General features: G+C 71.8%; 17 protein-coding genes. 6 read left to right on the top strand and 11 right to left on the bottom strand.

Annotated elements, in window-relative coordinates:
• Positions 1–51 precede the first annotated feature (51 nt).
• The 3 genes from P8A18_RS25295 to nsdA form a co-directional block, all read right to left on the bottom strand.
• Positions 52–390 (bottom strand): P-II family nitrogen regulator, encoded by a 339-nt coding sequence (locus P8A18_RS25295; RefSeq protein WP_003965965.1) that lies wholly within the window; start codon positions 388–390, stop codon positions 52–54.
• Positions 387–1,739, bottom strand: coding sequence for an ammonium transporter (locus tag P8A18_RS25290; RefSeq protein ID WP_306057913.1), 1,353 nt, complete (start codon positions 1,737–1,739; stop codon positions 387–389). The genes P8A18_RS25295 and P8A18_RS25290 overlap by 4 nt, the downstream gene beginning before the upstream one ends.
• 385 nt (positions 1,740–2,124) lie before the next feature.
• Complete coding sequence (nsdA, locus tag P8A18_RS25285) at positions 2,125–3,600, bottom strand: transcriptional repressor NsdA (RefSeq protein ID WP_306057912.1); 1,476 nt, start codon at positions 3,598–3,600, stop codon at positions 2,125–2,127.
• Positions 3,601–3,962: 362 nt separating this feature from the next.
• Here nsdA and P8A18_RS25280 point away from each other — a divergent pair, with 362 nt between their 5' ends.
• The gene (locus P8A18_RS25280) at positions 3,963–4,622 is read left to right on the top strand and encodes a bifunctional DNA primase/polymerase (RefSeq protein WP_306057911.1); all 660 of its coding nucleotides are present in this window, start codon (positions 3,963–3,965) and stop codon (positions 4,620–4,622) included.
• Positions 4,623–4,697: 75 nt separating this feature from the next.
• Here the strand turns inward: P8A18_RS25280 and ftsY are convergent, their stop codons facing one another.
• The gene (gene ftsY, locus P8A18_RS25275; protein WP_306057909.1) at positions 4,698–5,897 is read right to left on the bottom strand and encodes a signal recognition particle-docking protein FtsY; all 1,200 of its coding nucleotides are present in this window, start codon (positions 5,895–5,897) and stop codon (positions 4,698–4,700) included.
• A 124-nt stretch (positions 5,898–6,021) separates the two neighbouring features.
• Here ftsY and P8A18_RS25270 point away from each other — a divergent pair, with 124 nt between their 5' ends.
• Together P8A18_RS25270 and P8A18_RS25265 are read left to right on the top strand one after the other, a co-directional pair.
• Positions 6,022–7,416, top strand: a complete 1,395-nt coding sequence (locus P8A18_RS25270; protein ID WP_306057907.1) for a purine-cytosine permease family protein — start codon at positions 6,022–6,024, stop codon at positions 7,414–7,416.
• 57 nt (positions 7,417–7,473) lie between these two features.
• Complete coding sequence (locus P8A18_RS25265) at positions 7,474–8,439, top strand: LLM class flavin-dependent oxidoreductase (protein ID WP_306057905.1); 966 nt, start codon at positions 7,474–7,476, stop codon at positions 8,437–8,439.
• A gap of 67 nt (positions 8,440–8,506) precedes the next feature.
• On the opposite strand, the gene P8A18_RS25260 is transcribed toward P8A18_RS25265, so the two are convergent.
• Positions 8,507–9,925, bottom strand: a complete 1,419-nt coding sequence (locus P8A18_RS25260; protein WP_306057903.1) for a sugar porter family MFS transporter — start codon at positions 9,923–9,925, stop codon at positions 8,507–8,509.
• A gap of 210 nt (positions 9,926–10,135) precedes the next feature.
• Positions 10,136–13,903: an SMC hinge domain-related protein gene (locus P8A18_RS25255; RefSeq protein WP_306057901.1), complete on the bottom strand. Its 3,768-nt coding sequence runs from the start codon at positions 13,901–13,903 to the stop codon at positions 10,136–10,138.
• A 174-nt stretch (positions 13,904–14,077) separates the two neighbouring features.
• On the opposite strand from P8A18_RS25255, the gene P8A18_RS25250 reads away from it, so the two are divergent.
• Positions 14,078–14,242 carry a hypothetical protein gene (locus P8A18_RS25250; protein WP_306057899.1) on the top strand — a complete coding sequence of 55 codons (165 nt, stop codon included), beginning with the start codon at positions 14,078–14,080 and terminating at the stop codon, positions 14,240–14,242.
• A 16-nt stretch (positions 14,243–14,258) separates the two neighbouring features.
• On the opposite strand, the gene P8A18_RS25245 is transcribed toward P8A18_RS25250, so the two are convergent.
• The gene (locus tag P8A18_RS25245; RefSeq protein ID WP_018551753.1) at positions 14,259–14,471 is read right to left on the bottom strand and encodes a hypothetical protein; all 213 of its coding nucleotides are present in this window, start codon (positions 14,469–14,471) and stop codon (positions 14,259–14,261) included.
• Positions 14,472–14,909: 438 nt separating this feature from the next.
• Positions 14,910–15,191 carry an acylphosphatase gene (locus P8A18_RS25240; protein ID WP_026249641.1) on the bottom strand — a complete coding sequence of 94 codons (282 nt, stop codon included), beginning with the start codon at positions 15,189–15,191 and terminating at the stop codon, positions 14,910–14,912.
• A gap of 143 nt (positions 15,192–15,334) precedes the next feature.
• Here P8A18_RS25240 and P8A18_RS25235 point away from each other — a divergent pair, with 143 nt between their 5' ends.
• Complete coding sequence (locus P8A18_RS25235; protein ID WP_306057895.1) at positions 15,335–16,378, top strand: CAP domain-containing protein; 1,044 nt, start codon at positions 15,335–15,337, stop codon at positions 16,376–16,378.
• A gap of 123 nt (positions 16,379–16,501) precedes the next feature.
• Positions 16,502–16,909 (top strand): winged helix-turn-helix transcriptional regulator, encoded by a 408-nt coding sequence (locus tag P8A18_RS25230; RefSeq protein ID WP_306057893.1) that lies wholly within the window; start codon positions 16,502–16,504, stop codon positions 16,907–16,909.
• On the opposite strand, the gene mutM is transcribed toward P8A18_RS25230, so the two are convergent.
• From mutM to rpmF, 3 genes are all read right to left on the bottom strand, one after another.
• On the bottom strand, positions 16,885–17,760 hold the full coding sequence (mutM, locus tag P8A18_RS25225) for a bifunctional DNA-formamidopyrimidine glycosylase/DNA-(apurinic or apyrimidinic site) lyase (RefSeq protein WP_306057891.1): 876 nt from the start codon (positions 17,758–17,760) through the stop codon (positions 16,885–16,887). The two genes, P8A18_RS25230 and mutM, sit on opposite strands and share 25 nt — an antisense overlap.
• A gap of 102 nt (positions 17,761–17,862) precedes the next feature.
• Positions 17,863–18,687: a ribonuclease III gene (rnc, locus tag P8A18_RS25220; protein ID WP_306057889.1), complete on the bottom strand. Its 825-nt coding sequence runs from the start codon at positions 18,685–18,687 to the stop codon at positions 17,863–17,865.
• A 19-nt stretch (positions 18,688–18,706) separates the two neighbouring features.
• A complete protein-coding gene (rpmF, locus tag P8A18_RS25215) occupies positions 18,707–18,880 on the bottom strand; it encodes a 50S ribosomal protein L32 (protein WP_003965982.1) in 174 nt (57 codons plus the stop codon).

Raw genomic sequence — 18,880 nt, 5'->3', positions numbered from 1 at the left:
CCAGCTGCCCTTCCGTGTGCGCGACGGTACGAAATCGGTGGACCGGGCCGGTCAGAGCGCGTCCGGGCCGCGTTCTCCGGTGCGGACCCTGACGGCGGTCTCGACCGGAACGCTCCAGACCTTGCCGTCACCGATCTTGCCGGTGCGGGCGGCCTTGACGACGACCTCGATGAGCTGTTCGGCGTCCTCGTCCTCGACCAGGACCTCGATGCGGATCTTGGGGACGAGGTCGACGGTGTACTCGGCGCCCCGGTAGACCTCGGTGTGGCCGCGCTGGCGCCCGTAGCCGCTGGCCTCGGTGACGGTGAGTCCCTGGACGCCGAAGGCCTGGAGGGCTTCCTTGATCTCGTCGAGGCGGTGGGGCTTCACGACGGCGGTGATGAGCTTCATGCGTCCACCTTCTTGTTCGTCGGGGCGGCCGGCGTGCCGGGGGCGGAGGCGGTGGCGCGCGGGGCCGCGCCGCCACCGGCGCCGCTGAAGTCGTACGCGGTCTCGGCGTGTTCGACCTGGTCGATGCCGGAGATCTCGTCGTCCTCGTCGACGCGCATCCCGAGGGTCCTGTCGACCAGGAGGGCGAGGACGGCGGAGACGACCAGAGAGTACGCGAGGACGGCGAAGACACCGACGGCCTGCTTGCCGAGCTGGTCGAGCCCGCCCCCGTAGAAGAGGCCCTTGGCGTCGGACTGGACCCCGCCGGTGGCGAAGAAGCCGACGAGCAGGGAGCCGATGACGCCGCCGACGAGGTGGACGCCGACGACGTCCAGGGAGTCGTCGTAACCGAGCTTGTACTTGAGGCCGACGGCCATGGCGCACACCACACCCGCGACGGCGCCGACCGCGATGGCGCCGAGCGGGCTGACCGCGCCGCCCGCCGGGGTGATCGCGACAAGCCCGGCGACCGCGCCGGACGCGGCGCCGAGGGTGGTGAAGGAGCCGTGGCGCAGCTTCTCGTAGCCGAGCCAGGCGAGCATCGCGGCGGCCGTGGCGACCTGCGTGTTGACGAACATGACCGCGCCGACGCCGTCGTCGTTGCCGAGCCAGGAGCCCGCGTTGAAGCCGAACCAGCCGAACCACAGGAGCGCGGCGCCGAGCATGACGAGCGGCAGGCTGTGCGGCCGCATCGGGTCCTTCTTGAACCCGACGCGCTTGCCGATCACCACGATCACGCCGAGGGCGGCGGCACCGGCGTTGATGTGGACGGCCGTACCGCCGGCGAAGTCGATGACGCCCAGCTCGGCCAGCCAGCCGCCCGAGCCCCAGACCCAGTGGGCGACCGGGAAGTAGACGACGGTGACCCAGAGCGTGATGAACAGGGCCCAGGAGGTGAACTTGACCCGGTCGGCGAGGGCGCCGCTGATCAGGGCGGGCGTGAGGACGGCGAACATCAGCTGGAAGACGGCGAAGACGTAGACCGGGATGGTGGTGCCGTCCCAGAGCTCGTTGACGCCGATCCCGCTGAGGCCGAGGAAGTCCTGGCTCCATCCGATGACCGAGCCGGCGTCGGTGCCGAAGGTCAGGCTGAATCCGTACAGCACCCACAGGATCGTGACGATCCCGAGGCTGATGAAGCTCATCATCAGCATGTTGAGGGTGCTCTTGACGCGGACCATGCCTCCGTAGAAGAAGGCCAGGGCCGGGGTCATGAGCATCACCAGGGCCGAGCAGATGAGCATGAAGCCGGTGTTGGCGGCAGACAGCGTCGGGGCGTCTGCGGCAAGCGTCGTGATGCCTGGGGGCATCGGCGTCTCCTCGTCGTCGGTGCGGCCGCGTGCGGGCGGTGGGGGCACAACCACGTGCGGGACCACTGGGGAAGGCGTGCGGGCCACTTGTTATGCGCCATGAGGTTCGCGCAGCGCGGTTTCGGCCGTTGCGCCGCGATGTTTCGCCGCAGTGACCAAGGGGACCGCGGTGTTACGTCCCCATGAACCGCCCGCGCCGTGCCCACGCTCGCGCCCACTCTGCGGCTCGGGCCGCATACGGTGCGGTTACGACGCTCCGGCGGGGGAACGACCACACGAACCGGCCACGGCGATCACCCGTTGACCTGGCAATGGGGGGAGCCGAAGTCGGTCTGTGCGGGGTGATCGTCGTGGCCGGGGTCTGAGGAGCCTCTCCGTGGTCGCGCTAGACGGCTTCCACGGTTTCGGGCAGTTGTTCGATGAGGAGTTCGGTGAGCCGGGCGACCTCGGGCACGTCCCCGAAGTCCCTGGCGGCGGTGTCGACGGTCTTGCGGAGCCGCGTGTTGACGCGCTCGGAGCGGACCTTCCTGGCGACGCGCAGCGCCTTCTCGGCCGGCGCGGTGGACTCCTCGGGCTCGCCCTTGAGGAGGTGCACGGTGGCGAGGCCGATCAGATTGAGCGCGTACGAACGCTGGTGCTCGTCGTCCTCGCCGAAGAGCTGGACGGCCCGCTGCATGACGGGCTCGGCGAGCGAGGCGTAGGTGGGACTGCGGCCCGCCACGTAGGCCAGGTCGCGGAAGGAGTGCGAGTTCTCGCCGTTCAGCTCGGCCTCGGAGAAGAAGCGGATCCAGTCGGGCTCGGGCTCGCCGTCGATGCCGGCGTCGAGGAAGGTGTCCTCGGCCATGCGGACGGCCCGCTTGCACTTGCTGGGCTGGCCCATGTTGGCGTAGGCGCGGGCCTCCATCGCGTACAGCATGGCCTGGGTGCGCGGCGTCGCGCAGTCCCGGCTGCCGTACTGGGCGAGGTGGATCAGCTCCAGGGCGTCGTCCGGGCGGCCGAGGTGGATCATCTGCCGGCTCATGCTGGACAGGACGTACGAGCCGAGCGGCTTGTCGCCGGCCTCCTTGGAGGCGTGCAGGGCGAGCACGAAGTACTTCTGCGCGGTGGGCTGGAGGCCGACGTCGTAGCTCATCCAGCCGGCCAGCTCGGCCAGTTCGGCCGCGCACCGGAACAGGCGCCTGGCGGTGGCGGCCGGCTGCGGCTCCTGGAGCAGGTCGGTGACCTCGTGGAGCTGGCCGACGACGGCCTTGCGGCGCAGCCCGCCGCCGCACTGCGCGTCCCACTGGCGGAACATCGCGGTGGTCGACTCCAGCAGGTCCAGCTCGGGCCCGGAGAGCCGGGACGGGCGGCGGGAGGCGCCGGCGGGCTCCGGCTCGGCCGGCGCGGCGGAGGCGACCGGCACCAGCCAGCGCTGCATCGGCTCGACGAGCGCGGGGCCCGCGGCGAGGGTGAGGGAGCTGCCGAGGAAGCCCCGGCGGGCGAGCATCAGGTCGCTGCGCGAGAACTCGCTGAGCAGGGCGACGGTCTGCGGGCCCGCCCAGGGCAGGTCCACCCCGGCCACGGAGGGTGCCTGGTGCGGCGTGCGCAGCCCCAGGTCCTCGACGGCGACGACGCTGCCGAAGCGCTCCGAGAACAGCTCGGACAGGATGCGCGGGATCGGCTCGCGCGGCTGCTCGCCGTCGAGCCAGCGCCGCACCCGGGAGGTGTCGGTGCTGATGTGGTGGGCGCCCATCTGCCGCGCCCTGCGGTTCACCTGCCGCGCCAGCTCACCCTTCGACCAGCCACTGCGTACGAACCACGACCCCAACTGCCCATTCGGGCGCTTACCGGCATTCGAATCGCCTGCGCCGCTGCCACTCACTGGAACGCCCCCATCCCGCCGAATACTGTCGCGCGAAGCACTATCAGAATGCCCCGAACTCATTGTGCCCGTACGGGCGTTGCACCCGATCGAACAGGAAATCGGGTTGCCTCCGGCATACCCGTGGGCGCACATACTTCCATGGTTCGTGTACCGACGGTAATCCTACGATCACGGGCCCGGCGACCGCCTTTGCACAATCGCCACCATTCGCCACCCCTTCGACTGAACGCCACCCGCACGGGGCGCGATTCACTTGACAGGGCGATCAGCAGGAGGCGCAGGGATGCGTCCGGGGGCGCGCGGGCGGTTGTGCGCTCCCCGTTCGTAACCACCGGCGAGTTGGACCCGTTGGAGGGGGCATGGGCTTCACGATCGGCGGCATCCGCGAAATGCGAACCGGAGCGCGGCGCCGCGGCCGTGCCGTCGGCGGCACCGCGGTGGCGGAGTACACCGGCCTGTGGGGCTGGGCCGTCGTGCCGGGTGCCCGCGCCGCGGACGGCGCCTGCTCGTGCGGGGACACCGGCTGCGCCGCCCCCGGCGCGCATCCGCTGGACTTCGCGCCCGAGGTGCCGGCCGGGACGACGCTGGACGCGGCGGCGCGCGCCTGGGCCGAGGTGCCGGGCGCCTCGATGCTGCTCCCGGTGGGCCGCAGCTTCGACGTGCTCGACGTGGCGGAGGCGGCCGGGCGCCGGGCCCTGGTGCGGATGGAGCGGATGGGCCTGCCGCTGGGCCCGGTCGCGGTGACCCCGCAGGGACGCGCGCAGTTCTTCGTCGCGCCGGGCGCCGCCGACGAGCTTCCCGGGCTGCTGTACCGGATGGGCTGGGACGACGCGGGGCTCGACCTGCGGGCGCTCGGCCCCGGCAGCCACATCACCGCGCCGCCCTCGGACCGGGGCGGCCTCGGGCCGGTGCGCTGGCTGCGGCCGCCCGGACCGGACAGTGCCCGGCCGCCCGAGGCCCGGCTGCTGCTCGGCACGCTGGCCTACCTCTGCCACCGCTGGACGGCCCCCTGCGCCTGAGCGGGGTGCGACCACAGCACGGAGCCCGGCCGCACGGCGTGTGCGGCCGGGCTCCGTGCGCCGTGCCCGGCCGGGTCAGTCCCCGATCAGGGCGTCCACGAACGCCTCCGGCTCGAACGGAGCGAGGTCGTCCGGCCCCTCGCCGAGTCCGACGAGCTTGACCGGTACGCCCAGCTCGCGCTGGACGGCGATGACGATGCCGCCCTTGGCGGTGCCGTCGAGCTTGGTGAGGACGATGCCGGTGATGGCGACGACCTCGGCGAAGACCCGCGCCTGCACCAGACCGTTCTGCCCGGTGGTGGCGTCGAGGACGAGCAGGATCTCGTCCAGCGGGCCGTGCTTCTCCACGACCCGCTTGACCTTGCCCAGCTCGTCCATCAGGCCGGTCTTGGTGTGCAGCCGGCCCGCGGTGTCGATGAGCACGACGTCGGCGCCCTCGGCGATGCCCTCCTTGACGGCGTCGAAGGCGATGGACGCCGGGTCGCCGCCCTCGGGTCCGCGTACGGTGCGGGCCCCGACGCGCTCGCCCCAGGTCTGGAGCTGGTCGGCGGCGGCGGCGCGGAAGGTGTCGGCCGCGCCGAGCACGACGCTGCGGCCGTCGGCGACGAGCACCCGGGCCAGCTTGCCGGTGGTGGTGGTCTTGCCGGTGCCGTTGACCCCGACGACCATCACGACGCCGGGGGTCTCCAGACCGCCCTCCGTCTTGACGGCGCGGTCGAAGTCGGTGCCGAGCAGCGTGAGCAGCTCCTCGCGCAGCAGGGCGCGCAGCTCCTCGGGGGTACGGGTGCCGAGCACGCGGACGCGCTCGCGGAGCCGTTCCACCAGTTCCTGGGTGGGGGCGACGCCGACGTCGGCGGTGAGGAGGGTGTCCTCGATCTCCTCCCAGGTGTCCTCGTCGAGGTTGTCCCGGGACAGGAGCGCGAGCAGCCCCTTGCCGAGGGTGTTCTGCGAGCGGGCGAGGCGGGCCCGCAGCCGTACGAGCCGTCCGGCGGTGGGCTCGGGGACGTCGAGCGCGGGGGCGGCGGGCGCCTCCGGTCCGGCGGTCTCGGGGGCGGCCTCGGCGGGCGGGGCTCCGGCCTCCTCGATGGTGCGGCGCGATTCCTCGCGCGGCGTTTCGGCCTCCTCGCCGACATGGGGCTCGGCGGGAGGAGTGATGGTCGGCGTGCTCGACGGTGCCGGGGGCAGCTGCTTCTTCTTGCGGCTGCTGACCACGAGCCCGCTGATCACGCCGACCGCGACCAGGGCGATGACTACAGCAAGGATGACGAATTCCATAACCCACCCAGTATCAGTCACCCGGCCCGGCAATCGGGGAAGGGTGGGGTCCGGCGCAGAGCCGGAGGGGCGCGCGCCCCCGCATTCGTTATGCACTGTATGCCGGAAAGGTACGATCCTGGCCGTGGAGACCCGTGGCCTGGACCCCGTGCCCGACGAGGAGCGCACCGGCCGGGTCCGTGCCCTCTTCCCCACCTGGGCCGCGGCGAACATGACGGTGCTGCTGCTCACCGTCGGCGCGGGGCTCGTCGTGCTCAACCGGCTGAGCTTCTGGCAGGTGCTGGTCGTGGCGGTCACCGCGCCGCTCGTCTCGTTCGGCCTGGTGGGCTTCGTCTCGGTGGCGGGGAAGCGCGGCGGCGCCCCCGGCATGGCGCTGTCCCGGGCGGTCTTCGGCCAGCGCGGCAACCTGGCGCCGGGGGCGCTGATCTGGGTCGCGCGGTGGGGCTGGGAGACGATGAACGCGGTCACCGGGGCGTACGCCCTGCTGACCGTGGGCGATGTGCTGTTCGGCGTACGGACCACGCCCGCGCTCATCATGGGGACGCTGCTCGCCTTCGTCGCCGGCAGCTTCCTGCTGTCGGGGCTGGGGCTGCGGGCGCTGCGGGTCTGCTGCATCTGGTCGGCGTACCTCTTCGGCGCCTTCAGCGTCCTGGTGCTGGGGCATCTGGCGGTCACGGCGCCCTGGCGGCTGGTGCTGGACCGGCCGCCCGGTCCGGCGTCGATGGTGATCGCGGGCATCGGGATCCTGACGGCCGGCGGGATCAGCTGGGCCCCGTCCGGACCGGACTTCACCCGCTATCTGCCGCGCACCGCCCCGGGCCCGGCCCTGGTCGCGTTCACCGTGGGCGGGGCGGCCGTGGTGCTGCTGCCGATGGTGCTGATGGGCGCGGTGATGGCGGAGGCGACGCCGGCCCTGGCCGTGACCGGTGACCCGGTCTCCTTCATCGGCGCGCTGCTGCCGACCTGGCTCTCCGTTCCGTATCTGATCGTCACCATCACCGGCATGGTGCTCATCAACGCGATGTCGATGTACTCGGCCGGATTCACCGCGCAGACCCTCGGGTTCTCGCTCCCGCGCGCCTGGGCCGTCGGGGTGAACGCGGCGATCAGCCTGTTCCTGGGGGCGCTCCTGATGATGGTGGCGAGCAGTTTCATCGAGTCGTTCGTCTCCTTCCTGAATCTGCTCGCGGTGACGTTCTCGGCCTGGATCGGGGTCTTCGCGACGGACATGCTGCGCGGCCGTTCCTACGATCCGGTGGCGCTCATGGACACCACTCCCGCCAGTGCCTACTGGTACACGGGCGGCGTCGCCTGGACCGCCGTCGCGGCCTGGGCGGCCGGTCTGGCGGTGGGGCTGCTCTTCACGGGCGTGGAGTGGTTCACCGGCCCGCTCGCCGGGACCTGGCCGGGGCGCAGCGGCCTGGGCTGGGCGGTCACGGTCCTCGTCTCCGGCGGTCTGTACGCGGCGCTGCCGCGTCCGGGGCGGGGCCGCGGGGCGGCCGCACCCCTCCACATTTGACGCCCCGTCAGTTATGGTCGCGGCCCCGTCCCGGCCCGCCCGAAGGGGACCCGCGTCATGGCCTTCACCGTCGTACGGTTCAACCTCGTCGCTCCGGGCGCCACGCCCGCCGCCCTCTCGGCCCGGTACCGCGCGGCCCTGGAGATGGCCGCGTACGCCGACGCGCACGGTGTGGACACCGTCCAGACCGAGGAGCACCACGGGGCCGCGAACTCCTGGCTGCCCTCCCCCTTCGTCCTCGCGGCGGCCGTGTTCGGCGCGACGCGCCGGATCGCGGTGACCGTCTCGGCGGTCATCGGCCCGCTGCACGACCCGCTGCGGCTGGCCGAGGACATCGCGGTGCTCGATCTGCTGAGCGCGGGCCGGCTGGCCACGGTGGTGGGGATCGGTTACCGGCGCGAGGAGTACGAGCGGGCGGGCGTCGAATGGGCGGGGCGCGGCCGGCTCCAGGACGAGCTGCTGGAGACGCTGCTGACGGCGTGGAGCGGGGAGCCCTTCGAGTTCCGGGGCCGCACGGTGACGGTCACCCCGCGCCCGTTCACCCGTCCGCATCCGCTGCTGCTGGTGGGCGGCAGCTCGCGGGCGGCGGCGCGGCGGGCGGCCAGGCTGGGGCTGCCGCTGTTCCCGAGCGCGCATCTGCCGGAGCTGGAGGCGTACTACCACGAGCAGCGCGCGGTGCACGGGACGGAGGGGTTCTGCATGATGCCGTCGGCCGAGACGCCGCTGCTGCATGTGGCCGAAGACCCGGACCGCACGTGGGCCGCGTACGGGGAGCATTTCCTGCACGAGGCGCGTACGTACGCCTCCTGGCAGTCCGCCGGGATCCGCTCGGCCGTGCGCTCGGCGGCGACGACGGTGGCCCAGCTGCGGGACGAGGGCGTCTACCGGGTCGTCACCCCGAAGGTGTGCGCGCGGCTGGCCGGTGAACTCGACAGCCTGGTGCTGCATCCGCTGTGCGGCGGGATGCCGGTGGAGGAGGGTTGGCGGAGCCTGCGGCTGTTCTGCGGGGCGGTCGGCGGGTGAACCGCGTACGGCCCCGCTCGCGGACGCGCGCGGGGCCGTACGGTTTCGAGGAGGGGGCAGCGGGGTCTTAGCCCATCTCCTCCAGCGCCTTGCCCTTGGTCTCCTTGACGAACTTGATGACGAAGGGGATCGAGAGCGTGGCGAAGCAGGCGTAGATGATGTACGTGCCCGACAGGTTCCAGTCGGCGAGGCTCGGGAAGCTCGCGGTGATCGCCCAGTTGGCGATCCACTGCGCGGACGCGGCGACGCCGAGCGCGGCGGCGCGGATGCGGTTGGGGAACATCTCGCCGAGGAAGACCCAGACGATGACACCCCACGACAGGGCGAAGAAGAGCACGAAGACGTGGGCGGCGATGAGTGCGACCGTGCCCTGGGTGGTGGGGAGCTTGCCGTCGACCAGGTCGGCGGAGAAGGCCCACGCCTCGAAGGCCAGGGCCACGGCCATGCCGCAGGAGCCGACGAGGGCGAGCGGGCGGCGGCCGACCCGGTCCACCAGGATCATCGCGATGACGGTGCCGATGATGTTGATGATCGACGTGGTGAACGAGTAGAAGAACGAGTCGGTCGGGTCGATACCGACGGACTGCCACAGCGTCGCCGAGTAGTAGAAGGCCACGTTGATGCCGACGAGCTGCTGGAACACCGAGAGGCCGATGCCGACCCAGACGATGGGCAGGAAGCCGAAGCGGCTGCCGAGCAGGTCCCTGAAGCTGGACTTGTGCTCGCGGCGCATCGCGGTCTCGATCTCCTCGACGCGCGCGTCGAGGTCGACGTTCTCGCCCTCGACCTCTTCGAGGATCTTCCGGGCCCGCTCCCGCTTGCCGATGGAGAGCAGGAAGCGCGGCGACTCGGGGATCGCGAACGAGAGCAGCCCGTAGAGGATCGCGGGCACGACCATCACGCCGAGCATCCACTGCCAGGCCTCCAGCCCGCCGATCTTGCCGCGCTGGTCGCCGTCGGCGATCTGGAGGATGCCGTAGTTGACCAGCTGGGAGATGGCGATGCCGATGACGATCGCGGCCTGCTGGAAGGAGCCGAGCCGGCCGCGGTAGGCGGGCGGTGAGACCTCGGCGATGTACGCGGGGCCGATCACCGAGGCCATGCCGATCGCGAAGCCGCCGATGATGCGCCACATCGCCAGGTCCCAGAGCGCGAACGGGAGCGCGGAGCCCACGGCGCTGATGGTGAACAGGACGGCGGCGATCTGCATGCAGCGGATGCGGCCGATGCGGTCGGCGATGCGGCCGGCCGTGGCGGCTCCGATCGCACACCCGATCAGGGCGATGGCGATGACCTGGGCCAGGGTGCCCGAGCCGATGTCGTACCGGTGGCGGATCGCCTCGACGGCGCCGTTGATGACGGAGCTGTCGTAGCCGAAGAGGAAGCCACCCATAGCGGCCGCGGCGGTGATGAAGATGACATGGCCGAGGTGGTCCGGGTGGGCCGCCCTGGCTCCGGACTCCGGTCCCTGCGATGTGCTGGTCACATGAACTCCTGGTGCCTGGCCGCAACGACAGGCGTGGGGGGTGAGCTCCTCCCAGTGGTACATAACTTCTTATCGGCTACCACTTGAAGGCAAAGTAGACGTCGCAGAGACTATGTCTTCAAGTTTTGAAGTCAACACTGGGGTAAGAGCCGGGAACCACCCCCTGGTACCCCAAAGGTCAGGTTGAAGTCCTGAAGATCGCGTCAAAGCTCAGCGGAGCCGCTGGCTGATCACCTTCGAGACGCCGTCGCCCTGCATCGAGACGCCGTACAGGGCGTCGGCGACCTCCATCGTCCGCTTCTGGTGCGTGATCACGATGAGCTGCGAGCTCTCCTGGAGCTCCTCCATGATCCGGATCAGCCGCTGGAGATTGGTGTCGTCCAGCGCCGCCTCGACCTCGTCCATCACATAGAACGGACTCGGCCTCGCCTTGAAGATCGAGACCAGCAACGCCACTGCCGTCAGGGACCTTTCCCCGCCGGACAGCAGGGAGAGCCGCTTGACCTTCTTGCCCGGCGGGCGTGCCTCGACGTCCACACCGGTCGCGAGCATGTTGTCCGGATCGGTCAGGATCAGCCGCCCCTCACCGCCCGGGAAGAGGCGCGAGAAGACACCCTCGAACTCGCGGGCGGTGTCCCGGTAGGCCTCGGTGAAGACCTGCTCGACCCGCTCGTCCACCTCCTTGACGACCTGCATCAGATCGGCCCGGGTCTTCTTCAGGTCCTCCAGCTGCTCGGAGAGGAACTTGTGCCGCTCCTCCAGCGCCGAGAACTCCTCAAGGGCGAGCGGATTCACCTTCCCGAGTTGCTGATACGCCCGTTCGGCCGCCCTGAGCCGCTTCTCCTGCTCGGCCCTGACGAACGGCCTCGGCAGGTTGCGCGGATGCTCCGGATCCTCGGGCAGCTCCTCGCCCTCGGCGGCCGGCGAGGGCGGCACCGGCTGGTCGGGCCCGTAGTCGGCCACCAGCCCGGCCGGCTCCACGCCCAGCTCCTCCAGCGCCTTCGTCTCCAACTGCTCCACGCGCAGCCGCTTCTCGGCGCCGAGCACCTCACCCCGGTGCACCGAGTCCGTCAGCTTGTCCAGCTCCGCCTTGAGATCACGCCCCCGCAGCCGCTCGGCCGCCAGCTCGCGCTCACGCTCCCCCTTCGACGACTCGGCCGCCGCCCGCTCCCGCTCCGCCCGCACGACCGACACCTCGACGTGGGCCAGCAGTTGCCGGGCGCCCGACGCCACGGCGGACGCCACCTCGGCCTCGTGCCGCAGCCGGGCGCGGCGCCGCTCGGCCCGCGCCCGCGCCTCGCGCTCGGCCCGCGCGGCCCGGTCCAGCGAGTCGGCGCGCCCCGCGAGCGCCTTGACCCGCTCCTCGTGCGTACGGACCTGGAGCCGGGCCTCCATCTCGGTCTGGCGGGCGTTGGCACCGTCGGCCGCGAGCCGGTCGCGCACTCCGGTGTCCGGCTCGTCGTCCGCGCCGTCACCGGCCGCCTCCTCGGCGACGAGCAGCCGTTCGGCCAGCTCCTCGGCCTCCTCGGTGGCCCGCTCCAGCGCCTCCTGTGCACGGGCGGCCGACGCGTCCATGCGCTCGGCCTCACCGGCGGCGCCCCGCGCCTGACCGGCCAGCCGGCCGAGCTGCTGGGCCACCCCGGACCGCTCCCGCTCCACGGCCCGCCGCTGCTCCCCCAGCTCCTCGACCAGCGCCGCCGACGCGGTCCGCCGCTCGGCCGCGAGGCGCTGCGCCTCGGCCAGCTCCGTGCAGCGGACGGCCAGCTCGGCGAGTTCGGCGGCCGCCTCGTCCACGGACGCCCGCACTTCGAGGAGGCTCGGCGCGCCCGCCGAGCCGCCGTGCGCGAAGTGCGCGGAGAAGAGGTCCCCCTCGCCGGTCACCGCCGTCAGCTCGGGACGGGCGGCCACCAGGTCCTCGGCGTCCTCCAGGGTGGAGACGACGACCATGTCCCGCACCAGCCTGCGGACGGCGGCCACCAGCCCGGCGGGGCCGCCGACGAGATCGGCGACGGCGGGCGCCCCCGGACCGGCGACGACGACCGGTACCGGCAGCCGGTCGGCGGCGGCACCTCCGCGCTCCGGGGCGTCCCCGGGTTCAGGGGCGTCCGCGGGCTCAGGGGCGTCCGCGGGCCGCCCGAGGCCGGCCGCCGCCTCCGGGGCGTCCACGGCCTGGGCGCTCTGCCCGGGAAGGACGACCTGCGGCGGGTGCGCCTGGGCCCCCTGGCCGGGTACGTGGCCCACCGCGTCCGAGCCCGGGGGCACGCCGCCGAGGAGCAGGGCAGCGCGGCCCGCGTCCTGCTTGCGCAGCAGCCGGATCGCCTCGGCCGCCGTGGCCGGGTCCGTCACCGCGACCGCGTCCGCCGCCGCGCCCAGCGCCGCCGCCACCGCCATCTCGTACCCCGGGGCCACCGTCAGCAGCTCCGCCGCCGGTCCGAGCAGCCCGGCGAGCCGGTCGCGGGCCCCGAGCAGCACCCCCGTACCGTCCTTGCGCCGCAGCCCGAGGGCCAGCGCGTCGTGCCGGGCGGCGAGGGCGGCGCGCCGGCGTTCGGCCGCGGTGGCCTCCTCGCGGGCCCCGGAGAGCGCCGCCTCGGCCTCCTTCAGCTCCCGGCGGGCGGCCTCGTGGCGCTCGCCCAGCTCGGTGTCCCCGGCGTCCAGGCCGTCGACCTCGGCCTTCAGCTGCTCGTACTCCTCCTGGGCCACGACCGCACGCTCCCGCGCCTCGTCGCGGGACGCGGCCAGCCGGTCGATCTCCGCCTGGGCCGAACCGGCGCGGCCGCGGGCGGCGTTGACCTGGCCGTGCAGCCGGGCGAGCCCTTCGCGGCGGTCGGCCAGGGCGCGGGCGGCGTCCTTGAGCCTGCGTTCCTCGGCCGCCAACTCGCGTTCCAGCTCCGCGCGGTGGGAGGCGGTGTCCTCCAGCGCGTGTTCCGCCGCCTCCAGGGCCGCGGTCAGCTCCGCCTCCTGCTCGCGGACGCGGGCCGCCTCGCGCTCCATGTCCTCGGGATCGCGGCCGCGCCGCTCCTCCTCGGGCGGGGCGGTGGCGCTCTTCACCCGGGCGTCGGCCAGTGAGATCGTGCCGCGCACCCGTTCGGCCAGCTGGGACAGCTCGTACCAGGTCTGCTGGGCGCGCTGGAGCCGGGGCGTCAGCCGCCGCACCTCGTCCTCCAGCCCGGCCTCGCGTCCGAGTGCGGCCTTGAGTTCCGCCTCGGCGGCCTCCCTGCGCCGCTTGAGCGCGGCCTCGTCGGCGATCTCGCCGCGCAGGGCGGTGCGCAGCGTCACGAGGTCGTCGGCGAGGAGGCGGAGCCGGGCGTCACGCAGATCGGCCTGGATGACCGCGGCCCTGCGGGCCACCGCCGCCTGCCGGCCGAGCGGCTTCAGCTGCCGCCGCAGCTCGTCGGTGAGGTCCTGCACCCTGGCCAGGTTCGCCCCCATCGCGTCCAGTTTCCGCAGCGCCTTCTCCTTGCGCTTGCGGTGCTTGAGGACGCCGGCGGCCTCCTCGATGAAGGCGCGGCGGCCCATCGGGTCGGCGTGCAGGACGGAGTCCAGCTGGCCCTGGCCGACGATGACGTGCATCTCGCGGCCGATGCCGGAGTCGGAAAGCAGTTCCTGGATGTCGAGCAGCCGGCAGGTGTCGCCGTTGATCTGGTATTCGCTGCCGCCGTTGCGGAACATGATCCGCGTGATCGTCACTTCGGCGTACTCGATCGGCAGGGCACCGTCGGAATTGTCGATGGTCAGCGACACCTCCGCCCGGCCCAGCGGCGGCCGGCCGGTGGTCCCGGCGAAGATCACGTCCTCCATCTTGCCGCCGCGCAGGGATTTGGCCCCCTGTTCCCCCATGACCCAGGAGAGCGCGTCCACCACATTGGACTTGCCCGAGCCATTGGGGCCGACCACGCAGGTGATCCCCGGTTCGAAGCGAAGGGTCGTGGCGGAGGCGAACGATTTGAAACCGCGCAGGGTCAGGGCCTTGAGGTGCACGCCGCCGGACTCTACCTTTCGCTCTCGGTTTCACCGATGAAGGGGCAGGGCACATCAGACGGTAAGGGAAGGGGTGTACGTCCGGGGCGGGACCTGCGCGGGGCGAAGGGGAAAAGAAAGAAGGGACGCCGAAGCGTCCCCTGTAATTCTGGATCATGCGTCTCACGCAGAATCGTGCATCTCCATGAAGACGCGCGTTACCGGATCAATGACGAGGCCGAGGAGAAGCAGATCAACGCGATTCTGCGGCCGTCCGGCCCGCGATTGACCTTCAATGATCCGGTGATGATCCGGCGATGTGCCCGTGCGGTTGGCGTGTACCGCCCGACCGGCCCGTGAGGGCCTCTCGATCGGGTCAGGTCAGCGCCGGCTCCGCCTGGGGTACGTCGATGTCGATGCTGTCGAGCAGCGACTCTTGGTGCTGGGCGGCGGCGTTGAGCGCGTCGTTCTCGTCCTGAATGCGTACGAGTTCGGACTCTAGGTCCTGGACGCGCTGCTGAAGCCGTCGCATCTCGGCGAGGAGTCGCGGGTCGGAACCGCCGACGTAACCGAGAAGCGCCTTTGCCATGATGGATGGTCCTCCACAATGAGTGACCGACCGATGCGGTGTGGGTCGTGAGGGATCGCACCCGCGGTGCTCGGCAGTGCCTCTGTGTCACTGCTGTCCTGCTGCCTACCAGCTCTGCCGAACAGCTAAGGTGCGCGGGGATTTCAGAGTCTCACCAAAAAGTTTGACGGTCAACACGATCACACCCCGCTGAGGCAGGCGTCCCGGGGGCGCGCGGCGGAACGATCATGCGGCGCGACTCTCCAGCGGGGCCCTCAGGGGTCCGGAGATCATCGTTACTGCGGCAGCCTGGCACGCCAACCGAATCTTGGCAACCATCGGGTCATTCCGCAGGTCATTTCATGTGTACGCGCGACGGGGGCACCTGCCGTCACCCCGCGCCGCGCTTCGAACACGGCCCGAACACGAGCCCCTTTCCCGCCCCGTTCCGCAGCCGGGTCAGCGGATCGCGAATCCCTCATATCCCCCGCGCGGCGTGTCCCATATCTCAGTGACACCGTCAACGCGGCCGGGTGTGTCGTCCGATCGCAGCCACTCCAGAAGACGGTGGCAATTCTCACGCGGGCCCTCGGCCACGACCTGCACCCTGCCGTCGTCCAGATTGAGGGCGAAACCGGTGAGGCCCCCGATCTCCAAAGCGTTTGCCCTGGTGAACCAGCGGAACCCTACTTGCTGTACTCGGCCGCGTACCCAGGCGATGAGTCGCGCATCTTCGTTCATGCCCGAACGCTAGCCGGTCGATTACTCGCGGAGCACTTCCCCGCGAATCGCCATGGCGTACAGTCCCCTCGCAAAAGCTTCACTCGTTCGGGTGAGCGTGGGGCGCCGAAAACGGCGTCCAGGTCGTCAGAAGGGCACAGCAGATGGGACGCCATCGACGCATCGCCGCAGCTCCCGCCGCTGAGGAGTCCGCGGACGGGGCCGCCGGCCGGCGCCGGGAAGCGGGCCGCAGGAAGCGATCCGCGATACCCGTGCGCACGGGGCTGATAGGCATCTCGGCGGCCATGGCCGTCGGAGCCGTCGCCGTGGCCTCGGGTCTGCTGCCCGGCGGTGACAGCCACACCGTGGGCGGCGGCCCGACCGCCGACCAGGTGCGCTCCCAGGCGGCCCCGGACCTGCTCACCCAGGGCGGCGCCACCACCGAGCCCTCCGACCGCTCCTCCGCTTCGGCGAAGGCGAGCCGCGGAACCGACCGCTCCGCCGGGCCCGCGAAGTCGCGTTCCACCAAGTCCGGCACGCCCTCCGCATCCGCGACCGCCTCCCGGTCGGCTTCCGCCTCGGCATCGGCCTCGCCTTCCGCTTCCGCCTCGCCCTCTTCCGCCTCGCCCTCGAAGTCGGCCACGCCGACGAAGACCGCGGCCGGCAAGAAGGCGGCCGCCAAGAAGAAGGAGTCGGCCCGCCCCGCCTCCAGCGCCTCCAAGGCACCCGCCACCACGGCAGCCGGGAGCAAGGCCCCGGCGGCCCCCGCCGCCCCGAAGCCCTCGGCCTCCGCCCCGGCCCCGTCCAGGAGCAGCACCCCGACGGCCACCCCATCCTCCGCCGAGGCCGCCGTGCTCGCCCTGGTCAACCAGGAGCGCGCCAAGGTCGGGTGCAGCCCGGTCACGGCGAGCGCCTCGCTGGCCTCGCTCGCCCAGAACTTCAGCGACGACATGGCCGAGCGCGGCTTCTTCGGTCACACCGACCCGGACGGGAAGACCCCCTGGGACCGGGCGGACGCGGCCGGCGTCTCCGGGCTCGGCGGCGAGAACATCGCCCGCGGCCAGGCCGACGCCCAGGCCGTGATGGACGCCTGGATGAACAGCGACGGCCACCGGGCAAACATTCTCAACTGCGATTACAAGACCCTCGGCGTCGGCGTCCACCTCGGGGCCGGCGGCCCCTGGTGGACCCAGGACTTCGGCTTCTGACCGGCCTCCGGCCCGCCATCGCCGTACGCACCGCCCGTACGCACCACCCCGTACGCCCCACTCGCTTCCCCCATGGATTCCGCTGTCTCCTGGAAAGCGCTGTGCGGGCGTACGCTGGTTTTCATGGACCAGAGCACCGCATCGCCCGAGGAGCGGCAGGACGCCGATCTGCCGTTCGACGTGTTCTCCAAGCGGTGCCCCTCGCGCGGCCTGCTGGAACACGCCACCGGCCGCTGGGGCAGCCTCACGCTCGGGGCGCTGTACGAGGGGAGCCTGCGTTTCAACGCGCTGCGCCGCCGGGTCGACGGGGTGAGCGAGAAGATGCTGTCCCAGACCCTGCACGCGCTGGAGCGGGACGGTCTGGTGCACCGCGAGGCACAGCTCGTCAATCCGCCCCGCGTCGACTACGAGCTGACCCCGCTCGGGCGCGAGGTCGCGGAGCGGCTGCTCGGTCTGATCCACTTCGTGGAGGGCCGGATGTCCGAGGTCCTGGCGGCGCGTGAGCGCTACGACGCGGCGCGCGAGGTCTGAGGCCGGGGCGGGCGCTGGCAGCGCGGGCAGTAGTAGCTCGACCTGTTCATCCAGGGGCGCCGCGCCATCGCCGTACCGCAGCGGTGGCAGGGCTCGCCCTCGCGGCCGTAGGCGTCGAGCGAGCGGTCGAAGTAGCCCGATTCGCCGTTGACGTTCACATAGAGGCTGTCGAAGCTCGTGCCGCCCTGGGCCAGCGCCGCGTTCATCACGTCGCGGACGTGGCCGAGCAGCTCGGCGGACCTGGGGCGGGTCAGCGTCGCGGTCGGGCGGTCGTAGTGCAGCCGGGAGCGCCAGAGCGCCTCGTCCGCGTAGATGTTGCCGACCCCGCTGATCAGCGACTGGTCGAGCAGGGCGCGCTTGACCGTGGTGCGGCGCAGGCGCAGTGCCGTGTGGAAGGCGGCGTCGTCGAAGGCCGGGTCCAGGGGGTCGCGGGCGATGTGCGCGATGATGTCGGGCAGGCCGTCGGGGGTGTTCTCGTGGAGCGAGAGCCCGCCGAAGGTGCGCTGGTCCACGAACCGCAGCTCGGTGCCGACGGAGTCGGCGAACCTGATCCTGATCCGCAGATGCTTCTCGTCGGGCGCCCCCTCGGGCTGGACGAGGAGCTGGCCGCTCATGCCGAGGTGGCCGAGGAGTGAGTCCGCCGCGTCGTCCAGCGGCACCCACAGGTACTTGCCCCGGCGCATCGCCGTCCCGAAGCGCGCGCCCGCGAGCCGGGCCGCGAAGTCCACGCCGCCCGCGAGGTGGCGGCGGACCGCGCGCGGGTGCAGGACCTCGACCTCAGCGGCCGTCCGGCCGGCGACCCAGCGCTCCAGACCGCGGCGGACGACTTCGACCTCGGGCAGTTCGGGCACGGTGTCGCTCCTGGCTCTGCGTCCCGAACGGGACGGTGACGGGTGGGGTGCGGACAGGGAGAACCCCCCGGCGCACGACTGGCACCGGGGGGTTCTCGCAGGTCAGGCGGGAGCACCGTCCGTGGAAGGCGACGGGCCGGCAGGGGTGTCGGCGACCCCTCCGTCGGCCGCGGCCTTCGCCGCGGTCTCCCGCGCCTGGGCTGCGGCGCTGATCTCGCGCCAGGCGGACTCGGCCGCCTGCTGCTCCGCTTCCTTCTTGCTACGGCCGGTGCCGGTGCCGTACGAGACACCACCGACGCGAGCAGCAGCAGTAAAGGTCTTCTCGTGGTCCGGGCCGGTCTCCGTGACGAGGTACTCGGGGACTCCGAGGCTCTCGCTCGCGGTGAGCTCCTGGAGGCTGGTCTTCCAGTCCAGGCCGGCGCCGAGGTTCGAGGACCTGTCGATGAGCGGGTCGAAGAGCCGGTGGACCAGCTCCGAGGCCGCGTCGAGGCCCTGATCGAGATAGACCGCGCCGATCACCGCTTCAAGGGTGTCGGCGAGGATGGAGGCCTTGTCCCGGCCACCCGTGCCCTCTTCACCGCGGCCGAGCCGGATGAAGGAGCCGAGTTCTAGGCCGCGGCCCACTTCCGCAAGCGCACGCGAGTTGACCACCGCGGCCCGCAACTTGGCCAGCTGGCCTTCGGGCAGGTCGGGGTGGGTGCGGTACAGCGTGTCCGTGACCACCAGGCCGAGCACGGAGTCCCCGAGGAACTCCAGCCGCTCGTTGGTGGGCAGACCGCCGTTCTCGTACGCGTACGAACGGTGGGTCAGCGCACGCACCAGAAGGGCGGACTCGATCTGATAACCGAGCCGCCCTTCCAGAAGCGTGTGGGACGAGGCTGTGTTGACGTTGTCTGCCTGCTTCTTGGCGTGGGACAACTCAGACATCGGGCCTCTCACCAGCCGCTCAGACCTCGAGGACCTGGCGCTTGTTGTACGTGCCGCAGCTGGGGCACGCGATGTGCTGCAGCTTCGGCTCCTGGCAGCGCTCGCACGAAACCAGGGTGGGGACCGCAGCCTTCCACTGCGACCGGCGGTGGCGCGTGTTGCTGCGCGACATCTTCCGCTTCGGAACAGCCAC

Source organism: Streptomyces sp. Mut1 (assembly GCF_030719295.1).
GTDB classification, from domain to species: domain Bacteria; phylum Actinomycetota; class Actinomycetes; order Streptomycetales; family Streptomycetaceae; genus Streptomyces; species Streptomyces castrisilvae.
This window is presented reverse-complemented; position numbering and strand designations above follow the sequence as displayed.